The 21269-nt window shown below is 72.9% G+C and carries 17 protein-coding genes; 1 reads left to right on the forward strand and 16 read right to left on the reverse strand.

Going from position 1 to position 21269, the window contains the following annotated elements; all coding sequences use genetic code 11:
* Positions 1-13: 13 nt before the first annotated feature.
* The 16 genes from GGE06_RS40545 to GGE06_RS40620 all read right to left on the reverse strand — a co-directional run bounded on the left by GGE06_RS40545 (position 14) and on the right by GGE06_RS40620 (position 19746).
* Complete coding sequence (locus GGE06_RS40545) at positions 14-412, reverse strand: TOBE domain-containing protein (protein ID WP_116157545.1); 399 nt, start codon at positions 410-412, stop codon at positions 14-16.
* A gap of 72 nt (positions 413-484) precedes the next feature.
* On the reverse strand, positions 485-2185 hold the full coding sequence (locus GGE06_RS40550; protein ID WP_184933172.1) for a dipeptide ABC transporter ATP-binding protein: 1701 nt from the start codon (positions 2183-2185) through the stop codon (positions 485-487).
* Complete coding sequence (locus tag GGE06_RS40555) at positions 2182-3174, reverse strand: ABC transporter permease (RefSeq protein WP_116157543.1); 993 nt, start codon at positions 3172-3174, stop codon at positions 2182-2184. The genes GGE06_RS40550 and GGE06_RS40555 overlap by 4 nt, the downstream gene beginning before the upstream one ends.
* Before the next feature lie 12 nt (positions 3175-3186).
* Positions 3187-4968, reverse strand: coding sequence for an ABC transporter substrate-binding protein (locus GGE06_RS40560; RefSeq protein WP_184933173.1), 1782 nt, complete (start codon positions 4966-4968; stop codon positions 3187-3189).
* 57 nt (positions 4969-5025) lie between these two features.
* Positions 5026-5952, reverse strand: coding sequence for an ABC transporter permease (locus tag GGE06_RS40565; protein WP_312883483.1), 927 nt, complete (start codon positions 5950-5952; stop codon positions 5026-5028).
* 322 nt (positions 5953-6274) lie between these two features.
* On the reverse strand, positions 6275-6496 hold the full coding sequence (locus GGE06_RS40570; protein ID WP_116157540.1) for a ferredoxin: 222 nt from the start codon (positions 6494-6496) through the stop codon (positions 6275-6277).
* Entirely contained in the window at positions 6493-7686 is a 1194-nt protein-coding gene (locus GGE06_RS40575) for a cytochrome P450 (protein ID WP_116157539.1), read from the reverse strand. Before GGE06_RS40575 ends, GGE06_RS40570 begins: the two co-directional genes overlap by 4 nt.
* 100 nt (positions 7687-7786) lie before the next feature.
* A complete protein-coding gene (locus tag GGE06_RS40580) occupies positions 7787-8530 on the reverse strand; it encodes an MFS transporter (RefSeq protein ID WP_184933174.1) in 744 nt (247 codons plus the stop codon).
* Between the two features lie 65 nt (positions 8531-8595).
* Positions 8596-8901, reverse strand: coding sequence for a hypothetical protein (locus GGE06_RS40585; RefSeq protein ID WP_184933175.1), 306 nt, complete (start codon positions 8899-8901; stop codon positions 8596-8598).
* Positions 8902-9231: 330 nt separating this feature from the next.
* Positions 9232-10653 (reverse strand): hypothetical protein, encoded by a 1422-nt coding sequence (locus GGE06_RS40590; protein WP_116157538.1) that lies wholly within the window; start codon positions 10651-10653, stop codon positions 9232-9234.
* Positions 10654-10691: 38 nt separating this feature from the next.
* Complete coding sequence (locus tag GGE06_RS40595) at positions 10692-12326, reverse strand: serine/threonine-protein kinase (protein WP_184933176.1); 1635 nt, start codon at positions 12324-12326, stop codon at positions 10692-10694.
* Positions 12323-14089 (reverse strand): FHA domain-containing protein, encoded by a 1767-nt coding sequence (locus tag GGE06_RS40600; protein ID WP_184933177.1) that lies wholly within the window; start codon positions 14087-14089, stop codon positions 12323-12325. Before GGE06_RS40600 ends, GGE06_RS40595 begins: the two co-directional genes overlap by 4 nt.
* Positions 14090-14128: 39 nt before the next feature.
* On the reverse strand, positions 14129-15670 hold the full coding sequence (locus tag GGE06_RS40605) for a hypothetical protein (protein ID WP_184933178.1): 1542 nt from the start codon (positions 15668-15670) through the stop codon (positions 14129-14131).
* 232 nt (positions 15671-15902) lie between these two features.
* Complete coding sequence (locus GGE06_RS40610; protein WP_221519053.1) at positions 15903-16943, reverse strand: TolB-like translocation protein; 1041 nt, start codon at positions 16941-16943, stop codon at positions 15903-15905.
* Positions 16940-18217: an MFS transporter gene (locus GGE06_RS40615; RefSeq protein ID WP_116157535.1), complete on the reverse strand. Its 1278-nt coding sequence runs from the start codon at positions 18215-18217 to the stop codon at positions 16940-16942. The genes GGE06_RS40610 and GGE06_RS40615 overlap by 4 nt, the downstream gene beginning before the upstream one ends.
* Positions 18218-18354: 137 nt before the next feature.
* Positions 18355-19746, reverse strand: a complete 1392-nt coding sequence (locus tag GGE06_RS40620; protein WP_116157534.1) for a CBM96 family carbohydrate-binding protein — start codon at positions 19744-19746, stop codon at positions 18355-18357.
* A gap of 304 nt (positions 19747-20050) precedes the next feature.
* Between GGE06_RS40620 and GGE06_RS43935 the strand changes: the two genes are divergently transcribed.
* Positions 20051-21268 (forward strand): HupE/UreJ family protein, encoded by a 1218-nt coding sequence (locus GGE06_RS43935; protein WP_184933179.1) that lies wholly within the window; start codon positions 20051-20053, stop codon positions 21266-21268.
* Position 21269 lies beyond the last annotated feature (1 nt).

Consider the following 21269-nt stretch of genomic DNA (forward strand, 5'->3'; position numbering starts at 1 on the left):
GCGCCGGACGCGGTCAGGGCAGGTCGATGTGCACGCTCGTGGACTTCACCCGGGCGGTCACCGTGACCCCGACGTCGAGCCCCAGCTCCTCCACGGCCTCCCGCGTCACCAGCGAGACCAGCCGGTGCGGGCCCGACTGGACCTCCACCTGCGCGGCGACGTCGTCCATCCGCACCCCCGTGACGATCCCCACGAAGGAGTTCCGGACGGAGGTGGGCACGTCGTCCTCGGGAACGGCATGGAGCCCGGCGCCCCGCTCCTGTGCGAAGCGGGCCAGAGCCGTCCCCTCGATCACCCGCTTGCCGGCCCCGTCCCGCTCCATGGCGAGCTTGCCGCCGTCCGCCCACCGGCGAACGGTCTCCGAACTCACTCCGAGCAGCTGCGCGGCCTGCCCAATGCTGTACGACGGCACGACCGCACTCTAGGCCACGCGCGCGAAGGGGTACGACGGTGACCGCCCGGACGCGCCGGAGGTCCCGGCGACTCAGCCGACGGGGGCGACGTGCTGCGGCCGGCCGCCGCCGGGCGGGAGGTGGTGCGGGAACGCGGCCAGCAGTTCCCGGGTGTAGGGGGCGGCCGGTGAGTCGAAGACGGCGTCCCTCGGGCCCACCTCCACCAGCTCGCCCTTCTTCAGGACCGCGATCCGGTCGCAGAAGTGCCGGACCACCGCCAGGTCGTGGGAGATGAAGAGCAGCGACAGGCCGAGCTCCTCCCGCAGATCCATCAGAAGGTTCAGGACCTGCGCCTGGACCGACACGTCCAGCGCGGACACCGGCTCGTCGGCGATGACCAGACGCGGCCGTACGGCCAACGCCCGGGCGATGCCGATGCGTTGACGCTGACCTCCGGAGAACTCGTGCGGGTGGCGGGAGAGGTGCGACGGGGAAAGGCCCACCTGTTCCAGGAGCTCCGCCGCCCGCCTCCCGCGCTCCGACCGGTCCAGGTCCGTGTGGATGCGCAGGGGCGTGGTGACGATCTGCTCCACGGTGTGCCGTGGGTTCAGCGACGCGTACGGGTCCTGGAAGACCAGTTGGACGTCCCGGCTCAGCTCGCGGCGCAGACGCGTGTCCGTCGCCGCGCCGGAGACGTCCCGGCCGTCGAAGCGGACCTCCCCGCTCGTGGGACGGCGCAGACCGGTCAGGGCTCGCGCGATGGTGGACTTGCCCGAGCCCGACTCGCCCACCAGGCCCAGGGTCTCCCCGTGTGCCACGTGGAGGCTCACGCCCTTCACCGCGGGGTGCGGGCGGGCGCGGCGCCGGCCCGGGTGGTCCACGCGCAGGTCGCGCACTTCGGCCAGGACTCCGGGGGCGGGGGCGGCACGGAGGCGGGCCTCGGTGCGTTGCCTCGGCTCCGGGGCGTCGACCGTGGGGAGGCGGCTGCCGGGGACGGTGTCCAGGGTGGGGGCCGCTCCGATGAGGGCCTTGGTGTAGGGGTGGGCGGGGGAGGTGAGGAGGCGCTCGGTGGGGCCTTCTTCGAGCGCCTCGCCGTCGCGCATCACCAGCATGCGGTCGCATGTCCTCGCCACCACGCCCACGTCGTGGGTGATGAGGAGCATGGCCGTCCCGGCCTCCGACCGGAGTTCGCCGATCAGGTCGAGCACCTGGTGCTGGACCCGGGCGTCCAGCGCCGTGGTCGGTTCGTCTGCGATCAGGACGGCCGGGTCGTTGATCAGAGCCATGGCGATGACGACGCGTTGCCGCATGCCGCCCGAGAGGTGGTGGGGGTGGTCCGAGGCCCGGGCGGCCGGGATGCCGACCCGTTCCAGCATCGCCGCCGCCCGTTCCTTCGCCTCCCCGCGGCCCGCCCGTGGGTGGTGGACGCGGTACGCCTCCGCGATCTGGGCGCCGATGGTGTGGTACGGCGACAGCGCGTCCAGGGCGTCCTGGAAGACCATCGCGACACGCGCGCCCCTGACCTTCTTCAGGGCCGACTCGGACGCGCCCACCAGGTCGAGGCCGTCGCCGCCGAGCCGGACGGCGCCCTGGACGCGGGTGCGTGCCGGGTCGTGGAGGGCCAGGGCGGCGAGGCCGATCGTCGACTTGCCCGACCCCGACTCCCCGACGAGGCCCAGGACTTCGCCCGGGGCCATGTCGAAGGAGACGTCCCGGACGGCGGAGACCGGGCCGCGCGCCGTGCGGAAGGTGACCGCCAGATCGCGGACGCTCAATGCGGGTCGATCGCTCATGCGAGCCTCACTCGGGGATCCAGCCAGGCCACCACCAGGTCGGCCAGGGCCACGAACAGGACGACGAAGAAGGCGGCGACGAGGACGGTGCCGACGACCGTGGGCAGGTCGTTGCCGGTCACCGCGTCGACGGCCAGCTTGCCGACGCCGCCGAGACCGAACACGGTCTCCGTGATGAACGCGCCCCCGAGCAGCGCCCCGACCTCCAGGCCGAGCAGCTGCACCAGCGGGCCGGCCGCTCCGCGCGCGGTGTACTTCAGATGGGAGCGCAGGGTGCCCAGACCCTTGGCGCGGGCCGTGCGGACGTACCCGTGGTGCATCGTCTCCAGCATCTGCGAGCGGGTGAGACGGGCGTAGACGGCGGCGTTGACGAAGCCGAGGACCAGCCACGGCAGGACCAGGCCCAGGGCCCACTGGCCGGGGCCGTCGGCGAACGGGACGTAACGCGGAGGCGCGAACAGGCCCGTGGAGTAGACGAGCAGGAACTGGAGCACGTAGCCGAGGAAGTAGATCTGCACGCTGGCGCCCAGCAGGTTGAAGCCGGACAGCAGACGGTCGGTCGGCCTTCCCCGGCGCAGCGCCGCCGCCAGGCCCGAGCCGACGCCGAGGACGAGGATCACCGCGAGGGCGCCGACCGCGATCGAGACGGTCACCGGGAGGCGGTCCTCGATGGCGGCGAGGACGGGCTGGTGGAGGGTGTAGGAGTAGCCGAGGCAGGGGGCGGGGCAGGGGATCGGGGTGCCGTCGACGTCCGCGATGGTGCGGCCGGTGACGATGCCGCCGACGTAGTCGGTGAACTGGGAGACGATCGGCTGGTCGAGTCCCATGCTCGTGCGTACGGCCGCGAGCTGCGCGGAGTCGCACTTGGGGCCGCAGGCGATCCGGGCCGGGTCGGAGGGGGCGGCGTAGAAGAGCCCGAAGGCCGTGGCGGAGATCGCGAGGAGCACCGCCACGGCCTGCGCGACCCTCTTGAGGAGGTATCGGGTCATGGTCGCAGGAGGTCAGGAGTTCTTGACGTACACGTCGGCCAGGGCCGGGACGCCGTAGATCGGGTGGATGGCGGCGCCGCCGATGTCCTTGCCGCGGAACTGGGTGACGCTCTTGTAGAGGAAGGGCACCACGGGGACGTCCTTCATGACCGTCTCCTCCAGGCTGATGAGCTCCTCGGCCTTCTGCTGCGCGTCACCGATCTTCGCGATGCGGGCCAGTTCCCTGTCCACCCGCGGGTTGCCGTAGTGGATGGGGTTGGACACCGCGTCCAGGTGGCTCTCGTAGCTGAGGGGGAGGAGGGTCGACGGGGTGGGCCAGTCCACGGAGTTGGTGGACAGGAAGAGGTCGTACGGGTTGTCGGCGCCGAAGACCATGTCGTAGAACGCGGCGGGCTGGAGACCCTTCACGACGAGCTCGATGCCGGCCTTGCCGAAGGCGTCGACGAGGACCTGGGCGACCTGGTCGTCCTGCGGGCTCTCGGTGGGGTACGCGTACGTCAGCTTGGTGACCTTGCTCTTCGCCCTGGCCAGGTGTTCCTTTGCCTTGGCGATGTCGCCGGTGGGGGCGACGGGGTAGAGGTCGTACTTCTTCCAGCCGACGACGGCCGGCGAGGAGAGGGTGGTGGCGAGGTCGCCGGCGTAGCGGCCGCCGAGGACCTGGCGGGCCTGTTCGCGCGGGAAGAGGTAGTGGATGGCCTTGCGGACCTCGGGATCGGTGACCCAGTCGTTCCTGATGTACAGGTCCGAGGTGTAGGCGCCCCGGCTGCCGGAGACGGCCAACTGGCGCTTGGCGGGGTCGCGTTCGACCGTCGAGATCAGCTCCGGCGGCAGCTCGTCCTTGGTGGTGAGCGTGGTCGCGCCGGTGCCCTGGCCGTTGAACACCTCCTGCGCGGTGTTGAGAGCAGGCTTGCCGAAGGTGAACTCGAAGCGGTCGGGGTAGGCGTGCCGGATCGAGTCCGTCTCCGGCTTCCAGTGCGGGTTGCGCTCCAGGCTGAGGCTCTGGTTCTGCTTGTGCTCGACGATCCGGTACGGCCCGGTGGCGAAGGGCTTCACGTCGTAGCCGGTTCCGGTGTCCTTGTCCTCGCGGACCGGCGAGGAGGAGGACTGGGCGGCCATGTACGGCACGTCGGACTGCGGCTGGGGGAAGTGGAAGACGACGGTCTTGTCGTCGGGCGTCTCGATGGCCTTGAGGTCGCCGTCCTTCTTGGGGCCGCCGTACTTCTTCACCGCCTCGGTGCGGTCCTCGGAGCCGGTGAGCCACTGCGGCCAGTAGACGGGGCCGATCTCGAAGCCGGGCGCGAAGGTGCGCTCGATGCCGTACTTGACCTGCTGCGCGGTGACGGGCTTGCCGTCCTCCCAGGCGATGCCGTCCTTCAGGTGGTACGTCCAGGTGCGGCCGCCGTCGGACGAGGTGCCGGTGTCGGTGGCGAGATCGCCGACCAGCCGGGGCCTGCCGTCGGTGATCTGGTACTGCGTCAGCTGCCGGCCCCACAGCAGGGAGGTGCTGTACCGCTCGCCGGCGTAGATCTTCTGCGGGTCGAGGTGGGGGAAGTCCGCCTGGTTGGCGACGGTGACGGTGCCGCCCCTGCGGGCGCCGGGGACCTCGGGGGCGGGGCCCTGGCTGTCCTTCGCGGTGCCGAGGGTCGTGGTCAGCCGCCGGCCGCTCTTGGCGGCGGTGCTGTTCCTGCCCTGCCCGGCGTCTGTGCCCGCACCTGCGGAGCAGGAGCACAGCAGCAGGGCGGCGGCGGTGGCGAGAGCCGGGACGGCTGCGGTGCGCAGGGTGATTGCGGGCATGACGAACTCCGTTGTGTCGTGCGGGTGTTGCGGACGAGGGTGGGTGAAGGCGTGGGCTCAGCGGACGGTGTGCGGATCGAGTGCGTCCCGCACGGCGTCGCCGAGGAGGTTGAAGGCGAGGACGAAGAGGAGGAGCGAGACGCCGGGGAAGACCAGGTAGGTGGGGTCGTCGTAGAAGACGTCGGCGCCCCGGGAGATCATGCGGCCCCAGTCGGGGACGGGCTCGTTGACGCCGACCCCCAGGAAGGACAGCGCGGCCTCGGTGGTGACCATCGCGGGCACGGCGAGGGTGAGGTGCACGAGGACCGGTGCCCAGACGTTCGGAAGCAGCTCACGGAAGACGATGTGCCGCCGGCTCGCCCCCAGGGCCCGGGCCGCCTCGACGAACTCCCGTTCGCGCAGGGACCGTACGACCGTGCGCAGCACCATCGCGAGCGGCACCCAGCCGAAGACGGAGAAGACGAGCACGAGGACGAGGAACTGCATCCAGGCGGGTTCGCTCTCGCCCGGCCCGACGAAGCGGGTCTGGACGACCGGGCCCAGCGTGATCAGGAACAGCAGGGCCGGGAAGGCGAGCAGAACGTTGCAGACGAAGGTGAAGGCCCGGTCGACGAAGCCGCTGAGGTACCCCACGGCCACCCCGACGACCACGCCGATGACGGCGACGACGGCGGCCGAGGTGCCGGCGATCAGCAGCGAGGTGCGGACGCCGTACACGAGCTGGGCGAGGACGTCGCGACCGAGGCCGGGCTCGATGCCGAACCAGTGCTCGGCCGAGATGCCGCCGTTGGGCAGGAGGGGCAGGCCCTCCGGACTCAGCAGACCGGCCCCGTTCTGGCCGTAGTGCTCGGTCGGGTTCTTGCCGTAGAGGGCGGTGATCAAGGGTGCCGCGAGGGCGAGGACCACGAAGAAACCGACGACGCAGAACGAGGCGATCCCGACCCGATCACGCCGGAACGCGTCCACCATCGATGTCGCTGCCACGCTGCCACGCTGCCGCACTCCCGACTCGTTCGGGGCGCGCCGACTGTGGGGGAACGCCCTGGATCACGACGGAGACGGGATCACCGCTCCGCACATCAGGCATTAGATCGAAAGATCCAGTCGGTCGCAATGCATGGGATTCGAAGGCTGGCTGGCGATGTTGCCTTGGATGTCTAGAGTGTTTCTCTGTTCATGTGGCCGCAACAGGGGTGGTGGCAAACCACCGCTAATCGCCCGATCGTGAGAGATGGGCATCACAGTCGTGCGCAAAGGGGCGGTGCCCGGCAACCCCGGGCACCGCCCCTTTGTGTCGGGCCCCGGGCTAGGAACCGCCGGGCTCCGGCTCGTGGAAGGCGATCGCCCCGGAGGGGCAGACGCCGACGGCCATCCGCGCGGCCGCGCGGTGAGCGGCGGGCGGTTCGGTGTGCAGGAGGAGTACGAGGCCGTCGTCCGGGTCCTGGTCGAAGACGTCGGGGGCGGTCATCGCGCACATCCCGGCGCCGATGCAGCGCTCGCGGTCCGCGCTCAGGCGTGGCGCGCTCACTTCGCGTCCCAGGTGACCGGGAGGCTCTTCACGCCGAAGATGTCCGCGGTCTCCGGGCGCAGGCGGACCTCCGCCGCCGGTACGGCCAGGCGCAGCGTGGGGAAGCGGTCGATCAACGCGCGGAAGGCGACCCGCATCTCGACGCGGGCCAGCTGCTGGCCGAGGCACTGGTGGATGCCGTGGCTGAAGGCCAGGTGTCCGGTGGCCTGCCTGCCGAGGTCGAGGGTGTGGGGGTCGGCGAAGCGGTCGGGGTCGCGGTTGGCGGTGTTGTACGAGAGGACGACCGTCGTGCCGGCCTTGATGGTGTGACCGTCCAGCTCGACGTCCTCGAGTGCCGTCCTGTGGAACGTCTTCGCGACGCTCAGATACCGCAGCAGTTCCTCCACGGCCCCGTCGGTGAGCGCGGGATCGGCGCGCAGCGCGGCCAGTTGGTCCGGGTTCTGCAGAAGGGCGAAGGTGCCGAGGGACAGCATGTTCGCGGTGGTGTCGAATCCGGCCGCCAGGAGGATGAGGCTGATTCCCCTCAGTTCCTCGTCGGTCAGGTCGCTGTCGGTCAGTTCGCTGAGGACGTCGTCGGTGGGGTGGGCGCGCTTGGCGGCCACCAGCTGTGCGAGGTACTCCTGCGTCGCCGTGTACGCCGCGATCAGCTCCTCGTCGCTGACCTCCCCGCCCATGAACGTGTCGATCTGCTCCTGGAAGGACGCCCGGTCCGCGTAGGGCACGCCCAGGATCTCGCAGATCACGATGGTGGGTATGGGCTTGGCGAAGGCGGTCACCAGGTCCGCCGACGGTCCCGCCGCCTCCATCGCGTCCAGGCAGTCGGCGGTGATCTGCTCGATCCGCTCGGTGAGCATCCGCATCCGCCGCACGGTGAACTTGCCGACCAGGGGCTTCCGGTAGCGGCTGTGCTCCGGCTCGTCCATGAGGAGGAACTCGCCGGGCGGCGCCGGAGGAAGCTGGAAGTCGACCACGTTCATGAGGTCCTTGCGCGAGCTGAACCTCGGGTCGGCCAGGACCGACCGCACCATGTCGTATCCGGTGATCAACCAGCCCGGTTTTCCGCCCGGGTGTGTGAAGCCGCTGAGGGGGCCGTGCCGGCGGGCGTCGAGCAGCTCGGCAGGCGGGTCGAAGGGGCAGCCGGTCCGACGCTCCGTCGGCAGTGCCGTGACGGTGTGGAGGGAGTCGCTCATGGTTCGTCCTCGTCTCGCGATATGACGTGTTTGAAGCTGCTTGAAAGCTACGTTGCATTCACGAGGACGTCAATCAGATGGGCGTGTTATTGCAGGTAGATCAGGGAGAATTGATGCAATGACACTGAAGGCGAATGCAACGGTGCGTTGCAATGAGTGACGGCGAAGGCACCGGCCTCAGCAGGCCCGTCAGCACGGTGCAGCCGAAAGCCGACCCTGGACGGCCCCCCGTACCGCGCGGATTCAGCGAGCCGTGCCGGGCGACCGGTCCGATGCTCCGTTCACGGGGCTGGTCGGAACCGTGTGCGAACTCGCGGCCGTCGCCGCGGCGTAGTGTGCGGCCGACGGCGAGCACGACGAGCGGCACGACGAACGTGGTGTACTCCCAGGACGCGTCGGCGAAGCCGAAGACGGCGAAGGCGGCGGTCGCGATCCCGAAGCCGCCGGTGATGACCGTCCGAGCGCCGACCTTGTCGACGAACCGTGTGATCAGAGGGGCCGTCACGACGATGCCGGCCACCGCGGGCAGCGTGGCCACGCCGGCCTCCGGCGGGCTCATGCCCAGACCGTCGGGGTTCTGGAAGTACAGACTGCAGATGTACAAGATCGCGTTGATGCAGCCGGCCGCCACGAGGATGGCGACGCTGGAACCGACCAGAATCTTGTTGCGCAACAGCGCCAGGTCGATCAGGGGTGTGTGCACGCGCTTCTCGACCAGGACGAAGCCGGCCAGGGGCGCGGCCGAGACGACGAAGCACACCAGGGTCGGGGCGCTGAGCCGGCCCCACTCCGCACCCTCGGTCACCGCGAAGACGAACGGCACGAGTACGGCGGCGATCAGCACCGTGCCCGCGAGGTCGACGGAGCGGGGACGCGACGGGTCGCGGGACTCCGGCACCGCACGGAGCGTCAGCGGTACGCAGGCCGCGGCGATTCCCGCGTCGAGAACAGCCCCTGCCAGCCGTGATGTCGACCAGCACACCGCCGAGCAGCGGCCCGGCGGCGGCGCCGGCGGCCGAGGCGGCGCCCCACAGGGACACCGAACGCATCTGAGCGTCGCCCGAGGATGTCGCCCAGGGCGCCCGAGGTGACGATCACGGCCGCACCCACCAGGGAATAGCCGGGCACGGCCCACTGCAGCGTGGCCAGGGAGGCGCCGGTGTCCTCACTGATGGCCGGCAGCAGAATGCTGACCGCGGAGGTGTTCGCGTTCACGACGAAGGCCGAGACACACGTCGCCGCCAGCACCCCGGAGGCCGCGCGAGCAGGAGCCGCCGGGGCGCCGCCCCCGCCTGTGCCCGCGCTCACTCGGCTGTCCCGGGGCAGAGGGGCGACGTCTCCGTGCCGCGCCTTCGGACGGACCCTCGGGTCGTTCTGTCCTCGCGTTCACGACGAGGATCCACCATGGACACCCCGGATTCGACACATGATCGTACGGACGCCGGCACGGTGGATCCGCGGCCGGGGTTCCCGCGGTCGCCCCTCCGCTCGGCGGACGGCGTTCACCCACATGGCAGAGCGACGGGAGTGTCACCGCAGTGCCCGTCACCCGGCGCACGCGTACGTGAAGGCGGCCTCCGCTTCGAGTGGGGACGTGCCCGGGCGCAGGACCTGGAGGTGGGCGGTCCCCTGGAAGCGGCCCGGCCCGCGGACGGTCCAGCGCAGGTGCACCGCCACCTCGTGCTCGCCGCCCCGGGCGGTACGGGTCAGCACCTCGGACCGCTGCCCGTCGCTGCGCAGCCAGCGGTACTTGAACGGGCCGGCGTGGCCGTCCGTCGTCACCACACCGGTCACGTCGGCGGTCCCGCCGCACGTCAACCGCTGCGGCGGGGCGGTGACCCGGACGGCCGTCACCGCCGGGCCCGGCGTCGGCCGCAGCAGCAGCCACAGCACGACCGCCACCACCGCCAGCGCCCCGGCGGCGACGAGCCGGCCGGCCCGGCGGCGCCGTCGGCGTACGGGGGCGGGCGCGGGCGCGGGGGCCTCCCACAGGGCGCGCAGGGCCTCCTCCTCGGAGCGCGGGACACCGGGGCCGAAGCGGAGCACGATCTCGTCGGCTTCCTCGCCGCCGTCGAGCGTGGGCGTGAGCGGGGTGGCGGGGGCGGTCCGGTGGCGCTTGCCGAGGACGGTGTCCCGCGCGTCCGGAGCGACGTCGAGAGGGGCCGGTTCCGTCGGCTCTGCCGGTGCCGCCGACTCCGTGGCCGGTTCGGCCAGTTCCGCCGAGGCCGCGGCCGCCGCCGTCCGCAGGGCCGCCCTGCGCAGGAAGTCCCGGGGCAGCGCCGTGCGCCCCGAGGTGAGCGTCGTGCGGGCGGCGGCGAGGCCGTCGGACCCGGCCGTGGCGGAGCAGCGGGCGAGCAGCTCGGCCGCCGGTGTGCCCGGCGCCGCCCAGGCCGTGCCGAGGGTACGGGCGAGCGACGCCCACGCCGTGACGTCGGCGTCCTGCGGGGAGGCGTCGGACGCGGCCAGCGCGGTGGCCAGCGCCGCCTCGGTGAGCAGCGCCGTGCCGTCCGGCGCGAGGACCACGCGGTCGGGGGTGAGCGAACCGTGGGCGAGGCCGGCCGCGTGGAGGGCGAGCAGCGTCTGCGCGGTCTCGTTGAGCACGCTCGCCGCGCTGCCCCCGTCGAGGCCGGGCGCGCCCGTGGCGAGCAGGTCGGCGACCGTACGGACCGGCGGGCGCGCCACGATCAGCCACACGTCCCCGGCCTCCCGCACCAGGTCGACGGTGGCCGGCACGCCCGGCAGCCGCAGCTTCGCCACGGAGCGGACCGCGGACGTGAGGCGCTCTTGTGCGCCGCTCGGCGTGAGCAGGGCGCGGTGGATCCGCAGGACGCCGAGCGGCGGTTCGTCGGCGTCGGCGGGCCCCAGCGCGTACCAGGTCCCGAACCGGCCCTCCCGCGACCAGTCCGACAGGGCGCGCCCGGCGACCGTGGCGGGTGCCGAGGGCGTCGGCGGCGTCGGTGGAGTCAAGGGGGGCCTCATCGTGCCTCGTTCTCCTCGGTGGTCGCTCAGCACGGCGGTGCGTCGGCGGAGGCCGTCCGCGTTCCGCCCGGGGACTGCGGGCTGCTGCTGACGGCGATGGTCCAGGTGCCCCGGCACGGGTGGTTCGCGAAGTCGCCCTGGAAGGTCACGGAGTACTGCGTGCTGCCCGACAGCTGACGGGACTGCGAGCCGTACGACTCCGCGGGCGAGCCGACGTAGAAGTCCGCGGTGAGCGTCAGCGGGCCGGTGCCGGTGGTGTCGACGGTCACGTCGGCGATCAGCGTGCTGCCCGGACCGCGGCGCAGGGAGCCGATGACGATCGTGACGGTGCCCGCCGTCGGCGCCTCCGGCGTCGTGGTCGTCGGGGCCGGCGTGGTCGGGGCGGTGCCGGTGGGAGCCGGGGTGGTGGCCGTGGGGCCCGCACCGGGTGCGGCCGTGGTGGGTGTGCCGTCCGTGGCCGGTGCCGTCGTCGAGTCGCTCGGGGTGGGTTCGGCCGAGGCGCTGCCGGACGGCGAACCGCTCGGCGTGGGGGAGTCCGAGGGCGGAAGGGACGACGAGGACGGGGCCGGGACACCGGACGCGGGAGTCCCCGACGGAACGGAGTTCGCCGCGGTCGTCGTCGTCGTGTCGTCGGCACTTCCGGCCGTCGCCACCGTCGCCGCGCCGGCCGCGACCACGGCAAGGACGGCCGCTCCGACCAACGTCCTCCCGAGGACGCCCTTCAGACGGCCCAGGACCGTCAGCGCCGGTGTCGCCTCGTACACCGCCGCCGTCGTGCCGAACGGGAACAGCAGGGCGAGCAGGGCGGCGAGCCGGCCGAGCCCGCGGCGTCCGCGCTCCTCCCAGTCCGCGCCGTAGCCGTCCGCGGCGGCGCGTTCGAGTCCGGCGAGCAACGCGTCGACGCCGGGCCGGTCCGCCGGGTCCTTCGCCAGGCCCGTACGCACCAGATCGCGCACCGGCTCGGGCACGTCGGCCACCTCGACCGGGGCCCGGAGGTGCTGGAGCCGCAGCGCGATCAGGTCGTCGGCGACGAACGGCTGCCGGCCGGTGAGGCACTCGTAGAACACGGCCGTCGCCGCGTACACGTCGCCCGCCGGGGTCGCCGGCTCGCCGTCCCACTGCTCGGGGGCCATGTACGCGGGCGTGCCCGCCGCCTCCGCCTCGCGGCCCGCGCGCACGGCGATCCCGAAGTCGGCGAGGGCACTCGAACCGTCCGCGCGCACCAGCACGTTCTCCGGCTTGTAGTCGCGGTGCACCACCCCGGCCGCGTGGGCCGCGCCGAGCCCGAGCAGCGAGCCCTTGAGCAGAACGAGCGCCGCCTCGGGGCCCGTGGACCCGTGCTCGCGCAGCAGCGCGCGCAGGGCCACCCCGTCGACCGCCTCCATGACGATCGCCGCGCCCCGCCGGGCCTCCACGTACTCGTAGAGGCGCACCACGCACGGGTGCCGCAGCTCGCCGAGCAGCCGCGCCTCGGCGCGGAACCGGGCCAGGAAGTCCCGGTCGCCGTGCAGCCGTTCGCTCAGGTACTTGACGGCCACGGGCACGCCCGTCGCCTCGTGCCGCGCCAGGACGACCCGCCCGCCGGCGCCCCGGCCGAGCGTCCGCACGGCCTCGTAGCCGGGAACCGTCCAACCGGCGTCAGCCCCGAGTGTGTCGCTCATGCCGTCCCCTCCAGGGGCGCGCCGTCCACGGCCGTCCCGTCCGCCGGGCGCGCCCGGCCGTCACCCGCGGCCGCGCGACGCCGCTTCACCACCCGTACCAGCCACCGCACCGGCGCCGCCCACACCGGGAACGCCACCAGGGCCACGACCACCGCCACGATCACCGTGTCCCACGGCGATGGCACCCGGCCGTCCAGCCACTCCCCGAGCCGGGACCGCCAGGCGAGCAGCGCCAGGACCAGGAAGCCGTACGTCCCGACGACCACCGCCAGGCCGTACGCGGCCATGCCGGTCTGCCGCGGCCCCGGGCGGCGGCCCGCCCGCAGGTCCCGCCACAGCCCCTTGCGGAAGTACGCGCTCGCCTCCTCGCGCAGCCGCGGCACCCGCAGCGCGTCGGTGAGCGCCTGGTAACCGTCCAGCGGCATCAGCGGATTGAAGTTGTACAGCGTGTTCAGATACAGGCCGAAGGCCAGGTGGAACAGCACGGCCGAGACCGGCCCCACCGGCAGGAAAGCCGCGCCCACGGCGCACCAGCCCGCCATGGCGGCCGTCGACACCGGCCCGGACAGCGCCACCACGACCCGCGACCAGCGGGTGCCGAACCACATGTCGCTCGTGTCCACGAACGCGAACGGCATCCCCATCATCAGCATGAAGCCGCCCCGCCGGACCTTGCGTCCGTACGACTTCACCGCGAGGGCGTGGGCGAGTTCGTGCACCACGAGCGCCGACACGTAGCCGACGGCCAGCGCGACCGGGCCCCAGACGCCGGACCCGCCGAAGTCGAGCAGATGCTGCCGGTCCTGCGCCACCGCGAAGAACACCACCAGACCGCCGAGCAGCGACAGCCAGACCAGCGCCACTCCGGTACGGGTGAAGAACCGCCAGCCGCCGCCCGCGTACAACCGGGACACGACCCCGTCGAGGCCCGGGACGGACACCTCCAGCTTCAGGAGCGCCCGGTACACCGCCCGCCACACCCGGCGCGGCCCGGACACCGCCTTCTCCTCCTGCCGCCCCGGCAGACCGCGCAGCAGCCCGGCGCCCGCGAACGCCGCGAGCGCGGCCTCGATCCGCGGCAACGCCAGCTCGCCGAAACGGTCCGCGTACGCGAAGAGCAGGTCCCGCACGGTGGCGTCGCCGTCCAGGGCGTTCCACAGGAACACCTCGCGCTCGTCGAGCCGGAGGTACCCGCCGGTCCGCGTGTTGCTCAGCACCCAGTACGGCTCCGCGCGGCCGCTCGTCGGCACCTGCTTCAGCGCCCACCCGCCGCGGCGGCGCGGCCGCGCGGTGAGCGGGCCGTGCGCCTCCGGCGCGTCCGGCTCGGCCACCGCACCGGCCGGAAGCTCGGTGAGCTGGGTGCCGACCATGACGGTCCGCGAGCCGATCCGCGCGTCACGCGGCTGCTCGAACACCATCCGGACGTCACCGACGGACAGTTCGGCGCCGTCGTCGAGGCGCGCCGAACCGCCGTGCAGGGTCGCCCCCGCGACGGCCGTGCCGTTGAACGAGTCCAGGTCCTCGACCCGGAAGCCCGACGCGTCACGGACGATACGGGCATGACGGCGCGACACGCTGCCGTCCGCCAGGACGACGTCGCTGTCCGCGCCGCGGCCCAGCGTCGTGACCTCGCCTGTCAGCGGGACGAGCAGGTCGGGGTCGTCGAGACCGCGCAGTCGGGGCGCGGCGAACGACGTCGGTGCCGCGCCGCGGCGCAGGGTGCCGCAGCGCAGGCAGTACGGGAAGTCGCGCCGCACGTGCACGCGACAGGCATGGCAGAGCATGGTCGTGGGCCCGGCGCCTCAGGAACCCGTGGCGAAGGAACCGCCGGCCGGGCCACCGAGCGCGTCGTGACCGGGCCCTGCGGTGTGCAGGTGACTGTCGCCGATCCGGTCGAGCCCGGGACGGAACAGCCCGCCGCGGGCACCGTCGGAGTCGGGAGCGGGGGTCTCGTTGCGCCCGCCGCCACCGCTGGGCCGACGGCCGTTCTCGCTGCTGCCGCCGTCGCCGCCGTCTCCTCCGCCTTCGCCTCCTCCGCCGGAGCCTCCTGCGCCGGGTCGACGGCCGTTCTCACTGCTGCTGCCCTCGCCGCCTCCGCCTCCGTCGCCACCACCACCGTCTCCGCCGCCGGTGCCTCCGGAGCCGGGTCGGCGCCCGTTCTCACTGCTGCTGCCCTCGCCGCCTTCGCCCCCGCCTCCGTCGCCTCCGCCGCCTCCGCCGCCGCCTTCGCCCCCGCCGCCGGAGCCGCCACCGCCGGGCCGACGGCCGTTCTCGCTGCTGCTGCCGTCCCCTCCGCCGCCGCCTTCCCCGCCGCCGCCTTCCCCGCCTCCGCCGTCTCCTCCGCCGGTGCCGCCACCGCCGGGTCGGCGCCCGTTCTCGCTGCTGCTGCCTTCGCCGCCTCCGCCTCCGTCGCCACCTCCGTCGCCACCGCCGGTGCCGCCACCGCCGGGTCGGCGGCCGTTCTCACTGCTGCTGCCGTCGCCGCCCCCGCCGCCGGAGTCGCCTCCACCGCCTTCGCCGCCCCCGGAACCGCCGTCGTCGCCCTCCGCGTAGATGCCGCCGTGCCCGAGGCCCTCGGCACCGCCCCCGTGGAATCCATCGCCGTGGCCGCCGAACTCTCCGCCGTGGCCCCCCTCGAACCCGTCGCCGAACCCTCCGCCGAAGCCGTCGCCGAGCCCGCCTTCGTGGCCGCCCCCGAACCCGTCGTCGAACCCTCCGCCGAGCCCGTCGCCGAAGCCGCCGTCGTGGCCGCCGAGTCCGGCCTCGCCGAAGCCCGTATCGCCGTCGCCGAAGGAGCCGAAGTCCCCGAAGCCTCCAGCGTCCCCGAGGCCCCCGGCGTCTCCGAGGCCCCCAGCGTCCCCGAAGCCGCCGAAGTCGCCCGCATCGCCCAGGCCGCCCGTGTCCCCCAGCTCGCCCGCGTCGCCGAACCCTCCGAGGTCGCCGAGGAGGGAGCCGTCGTCGCCGGCGGGTGCGTCGGTGAGGGCGTCGCCGATCAGGCCCGTGAGGTCGGACGCCGTCGCGTCGAGCTGTCCGGCCAGGTCGCGGGAGTCGCCCAGGGCGTCCGCCGCGTCGTGCGGGCCCGTCTCGACGGGCACGTCGTGGGCGGCCAGGGCGTGGGCCGCGTTGCCGAAGAACAGCGACGACTTGGACAGCCGCGCGTCGAGGGAGGTCGGCCCCTCGGCCGTGCCCGACTCCACGCGGAGCCGCCGCAGCTCGGCGACCTGCTCGGGCGTCAGACCGAGTCTTCGGGCCACTTCGTCGGGACTGCCGTCGAGTTGCTCCGCGAACGCGGGATCGACGGCCAGACGGGTCATGGCATCGCGAAAGGCGTCGTTGTCGGTCATGGCCTCACGTTCTCCGTCGGTACGCGTGCGCGCACGGTGCTGCCGGCGGGAAGTGGAGGGTCCCCCTGGTCGGTGGCATGGATGCCGTTCCGGCCATCCCAACCGATGCCTACACGGATCCTTATAGAGGCTTTCGACCCCCGGACGCAAGGGTTCAGGAGGGGACGAACCGCCTGCCGGGCAAAGACCCGGCAAACGGTTTTCGGCCAGGACGGTTCGCCGGTCCGCCGGGTCAGCCGAGCGCCGCGGGGGAGTGGGCGTTGCGCAGCAGCAGACGGGGCTTTCCGAAGCCGTCTGCGGGGACGGACCAGAGGTCCTTCGTACCGTCGTCGTGCTGCTGGGCGTACGCGAGGGTGGAGCCGTCCAGCCACGCCGCCTGGTCGTCCACGCTGCGGGTCTCGGCCGTCTCCGTCACGCGGCCGGTCTTCAGGTCGAGCACGGAGAGGCGCCAGCCGCGGGTGGAGTCGCCTTCGACGGGCGCCTTGAAGGCGATCATGGTGCCGTCGGGGGAGAGCGAGGGGCATTCGACGCGGTCGCGGAGGGTGCGGACGGTGCGGGCCGCGAAGTCGCCCTGGACCAGGTAGCGGTGGCCCTTGGTGTACAGGGTGGCGTAGAAGGTGTTGTCGTCCCCGGTGAAGGTCACGCCCCAGTAGTTGACGTCCGACGCCTGGTAGGGCTTGCCGTCCTTGACGACGGAGAAGGTCTCCAGGGTCTTGAAGAGGGTTCCCGTCCGGCTGTCGTAGATGCCGGTGCGGGTGGCGAAGTTGAGGGTGGCGTAGCTGTCTCCGCCGACGAAGGAGGTCCAGGAGACCATGCGGCCGCTGGCCGAGACGCGGACCCGGTTGGGGACGCCGCTGACCGGGATGGCCTTGCGTTCCTTGAGGTCGGGCGACAGGACGCGCATCGTGACGGTGCCGAGGGCCCCGTCGGCGTACAGGCAGGCCACGGTGCCCGCGGCGGCGTAGGCGCGGTCGCACTTGGTCGGGGAGACGGCGCGTGCGCCGCCCGGGTCGGCCTTGCCGACGGTCGTGACCTGCCCGGTGCTCGTCAGCGTGAGGAGCCGTGGTCCGGGCGCCAGGGAGACGGTCTCGGCGGTGACGGCCGTGTCGGGGGCCTGGGCGGACGAGCTGTGCCGGGCGTAGCCGATGGCGACGGCGGCGAGTGCGAGGGCGGCGGCCGCCGTGGTCGCGATGCGGGCCGTCCGCCCGGACGGGCGCGGCGCGGCGGACGGGTTCGGGTCGGACTCGGCTGCGACGGTCGGCTGCGTGGTCATGCGGTTTCCTCTGTGTGGGAACGGGTGGTGGGGCGGACGAGCAGCAGGAGCGCGGTGGCGGCGACCGCCGGCACGACCATTGCGGCGGCGCACCGGACGGCGGTGTCCGGGCCCCACAGCTGCCAGGCGAGTCCGAAGAGGACGGAGGAGGCGAGGTAGGCCAGGGCCTGCCCGGTCTGGATCAGCGCGAGGCCGGTGGTGCGCAGGTGCTCGGGGAGTACGGGGCCGGCCAGCGCCATCAGGACGCCGTCGGTCGCGGCGTAGAAGAGGCCGTGGAGCACCAGGACCAGGGCGACCAGCGGCCATCCGCGCAGGGAGGCGGTCAGGAGCAGGTAGACGCCGAGCAGGGCCGTGTAGCCGCCGAGCACGACCGGCACGCGGCCGATCCGGTCGGCCAGCGCTCCGATCGGGACGGCGAGCAGGAGGTAGACCAGGCTGGTGCCGACCGCGAGCAGCGGGAAGCTGCTCAGGGAGACCTCCTCCCGTCGTTGCAGGAGCAGGTAGACGAAGCCGTCGCCGATGACGGCGAAGCCGAGCAGGCAGGCCGCGACGAGCAGGCGGCGCACCGGCGCGGACCGCAGCAGCGCCACGGCCTCGCGCGGCGAGGGCGCGGCGGCGGGGGGTCGTTCGTCGTGGCGGTCCCGGACGAAGAGGACGAGGACGAGCACGCCGAGCGCCGCGACGCAGAAGCTGGTGACGAGGACGGCGTCGAAGGCCTGGCCGGAGGCCGCGAGGACGGCGAGCGCGACCAGCGGCCCGAGGAAGGCGCCGAAGCTGTCCATCGCGCGGTGCACGCCGAAGGCGCGGGCGAGGGCGTGCGGCGGGGCCGACAGGGTGATCAGGGCGTCCCGGGGAGCCGTACGGAGTCCCTTGCCGGCCCGGTCGGCGGCGATGACGAACCCGATCGCCCCGGCCGAGCGGCCGACCGCGAGCAGCCCGAGCTTGGCCAGCGCCGACATCGCGTACCCGACGCCCGCCACCGCCTTCGGCCTGCGGACCCGGTCCGCGACGTACCCGCCGACGAGCCGCAGCAGCGCGGTCGCTCCGGTGTGGACGCCGTCGAGCGTGCCGTACGCCAGCGGGCTCATGGACAGCCCGAACACCAGGTACACCGGGAGGATCGCGGTGACCATCTCGGCGGAGACGTCGGTCAGCAGGCTGACCGTGCCGAGCGCGAACACGTTGCCGCCGACGGCCTTGATCCCGCGGAGGCGGGAACGGCCCGCGGGGGACGCGGCGTCGGTCCCCGGCCTGTCGATCGAGGACAGATACATGGGGGCGGACCTTTCGGGGCGGGGGAGGGGGCACGGGGGCGAGGGGGAGGGGCGCTCCCCTGCTCGGGGGAGGGAGCCGGGGAGGGGCCCTCCCCGGCCGGGAGGACCGGGGAGGGCACCCGTCGCTCATGTGCCCGTCAGTGGCAGGAGTTGGTGCCGCTGTCGGTGAAGGTCTTGCCCGACTGGGGGACGAACTGCCAGTCGTAGCTGTTGGAGTGCAGGGTCAGCTTCAGCACGCCCCACGTGGTGCCGTCGCGGACCTCGCTGCCCGGCTGGATGGTGCCGAAGCCGTTGAGGCCGGTGCCGCCCATGCCGGCGACGAACTGCCGGATGCCGCGGGTGTTGTCCACGCCGCCGGTGGCGTTCATCGGGGCGAACCGCTCGTAGTCGTGGTTGTGCCCGGTGACGATCACCTCGGCGTTGTTGTCGTACAGCGCCTGGTACAGCGGCTGCACCGTGGTGGTCGAGCCGTGGCTGGAGCCGGAGGTGTAGCGCGGGTGGTGCCAGTACGCGACGGTGCACGGCTTGGTACTGGCCGCGAGGTCGTTCCGCAGCCACTGCTCCTGCGCCGAGCCGGCCGCGCAGGACACGACGGAGCAGTTGGAGTTGAGGGCCACGACGTGCCAGTTGCCCAGGTCGAAGGAGTAGTAGCCCTTCGTCGGGTCTCCCGCGGAGGCGCCGAAGTAGTTGAAGTATCCCGTCGCGCCCGAGGTGTTGTACTCGTGGTTGCCGGTCGCGGGCTTGGTGCGGGCCTTGTGCCGGCCCCACGTCGGGTTGTAGCAGTTGGTGTAGTCGGAGGCCGCGCCGTTCGGGTAGGCGGTGTCGCCGATCGCCATGACCGTGCCGCTGATGCCGTCCAGGAGGTTGGCGGTGGCCTCGTCGCCCCCGGTGCCGCAGTCGGCGATGTCACCGGCGCCGACCAGGACGGGGTCCGCCGTCGGAGGCGTCGAGGTGGACGTGCTGGGGGTGGGCGTGGGGGTCGGGGCGGTGCCGGTGGTGATCACCAGCTGCGGCGCGTCGGCGCCGGACTCGCGGGAGTCGTAGTACGCGCCGTCGGCGTTGGTGGAGCTGCCGCCGAAGCCGAACGTGCCGTTGCCGGTCACCACGGAGGTCACGTCGACCTCGACCCACTGGTCGTTGGCCACCGAGCCGAGCGACGCGAGCGTGCCGCCGTCGATGACCGGCTTGTTGTTCCAGTTGACCGCGGTCTCGGACCAGGTGGTGTCGCTCATCGACTTCCAGGTGCCGCCGCTGGCGCTGTTGCCGGTGCTGGTGACGCGGATCCGGAGCTTGGCGCTGGACACGGGGGCGGTGAGGCCGCTGACCGTGAACTTCAGGAACGACTGGCGCACCGGCGAGTTGTCGACGGTGAACAGCGAGGACGTGCCGTAGTTGGTCGTCGGAGTGGTGTCCTGCACATAGGTGTCGGCGACCGGTGTGAAGGTGCTGGTGGCCGCGCTGGCCGACGGTGCGGCCGTGAGCAGGGCCACGACGGCCGCGGTGGTGGTGGCGACCGCTGCGGTCGCCATGGACGCTCTTCGGATGTGGCGGATGCCCGTCACGGAGATTCCTTCCGAGGTGAGGGTGGCGCCTCGTGCCTCGTGCGCGAGGCTGTGAGGAACCTAGGGATCCGCTATGAGCCGTGACTACAGCCGCCGAATGAACCTTTGACGCCTGGAACGTGAGCGTTCCCCCTTGTGGCGTGGATGTGTTGACAGGCCGTGGGTTCGGACCCCGCACGGCCCGGCGCGGCACCGAGAGTTCAACCGGCCCCCGCAACCGGGACATGGACACGTCACGCGGTCCACTCCTCGCCCGGCTCCACTCCTCGGCGTGACGACACCGACTCCGGCGCCGGGACATCGAGGCGCACCCCGCAGGACGACCGGCGCCCGGCTCCGCTCCGTGCCGGGTGCAGTGGTGCTCGTGCTCGCGGGACTGCTCCTCGCGTGGTCGGCCCCGGCCGCTTCGGCGCACGTCCCGACAACGGACGGCACGTCCGTGATCCGTCAGGACGGGGCGTCCGTGCACTACGCCCTGGAGCTCGACTACGACACGCTGACGAAGGCCGCCGGCCTCGGCACGCTGCCGCGTACGACGAAGGACGCCGAACACCTGGCCTTCCTCGACGCCCACCGCGCACAGCTCGCCACGTACCTCTCCGAGCGCCTCACCCTCACCCTCGACGGCTCGCCGTGCCCCGCCGCACTCGGCGACACGGGGATCGTGAAGCGGCAGCGGTTCCTCTACGCGCGCCTGCTCCTCACCTACCGGTGTCCGGGCACGGGCAGCGGCGAGTTCACCGTGCGGTACGGGGTGTTCTCCGAAGCCGACGCCATCGGTGCCGAGCACACCAACATGGTCGACTACGAACTCGGCGGGTCCGGCGGCAGCGACGTCTTCGACACCGGCCACCGCGAGCTGAAGGCCGGGCGGAGCGCCGCCGCCGCGGGCCGCGGCGCCCCGCCCTCCGGCGGTCCGGACCTCTCGTGGGCGTCGACCGGCCGGTTCGTGTCACTGGGCCTGGAACACATCCTGGGCGGCGCCGACCACGTGCTCTTCCTGGTGCTCCTGCTGCTCGGCGCGCAGGGCTGGCGCAGCGTCGTCCGCCTCGCGACCAGCTTCACGCTCGCGCACAGCGTGACGCTCGCGCTGGCCGTGCTCGGCTGGGTCGACGTCCCCACCGAGATCGTCGAACCCCTCATCGCCCTGTCGATCGTGTACGTCGCCGTGGAGAACATCACGCGGGGCGAGTCGCGGCAGCGGGTCCTCGTCGTCTTCGGGTTCGGCCTGCTGCACGGTCTCGGCTTCGCCGGGGCCCTGGACTTCACCGACGGGTTCAGCGGCCGGCTGCTCGTCTCGCTCCTGAGCTTCAACGTCGGCATCGAACTCGGTCAGCTCGCCGTCGTCCTGGCGGCGTTCCCGCTGATCCTGCTCGCGCGCCGCCGCTCCTGGTCGGCGCTCGTCCACATCGGCGCGGCCGCCGCCGTCGGCCTCATCGGCCTCGTCTGGTTCGTCGAGCGCCTGCTGCCCCCGGGCGGCTCCGCGTAGC

The sequence above is a fragment of the Streptomyces nymphaeiformis genome (genome assembly GCF_014203895.1).
Lineage (GTDB): Bacteria > Actinomycetota > Actinomycetes > Streptomycetales > Streptomycetaceae > Streptomyces > Streptomyces nymphaeiformis.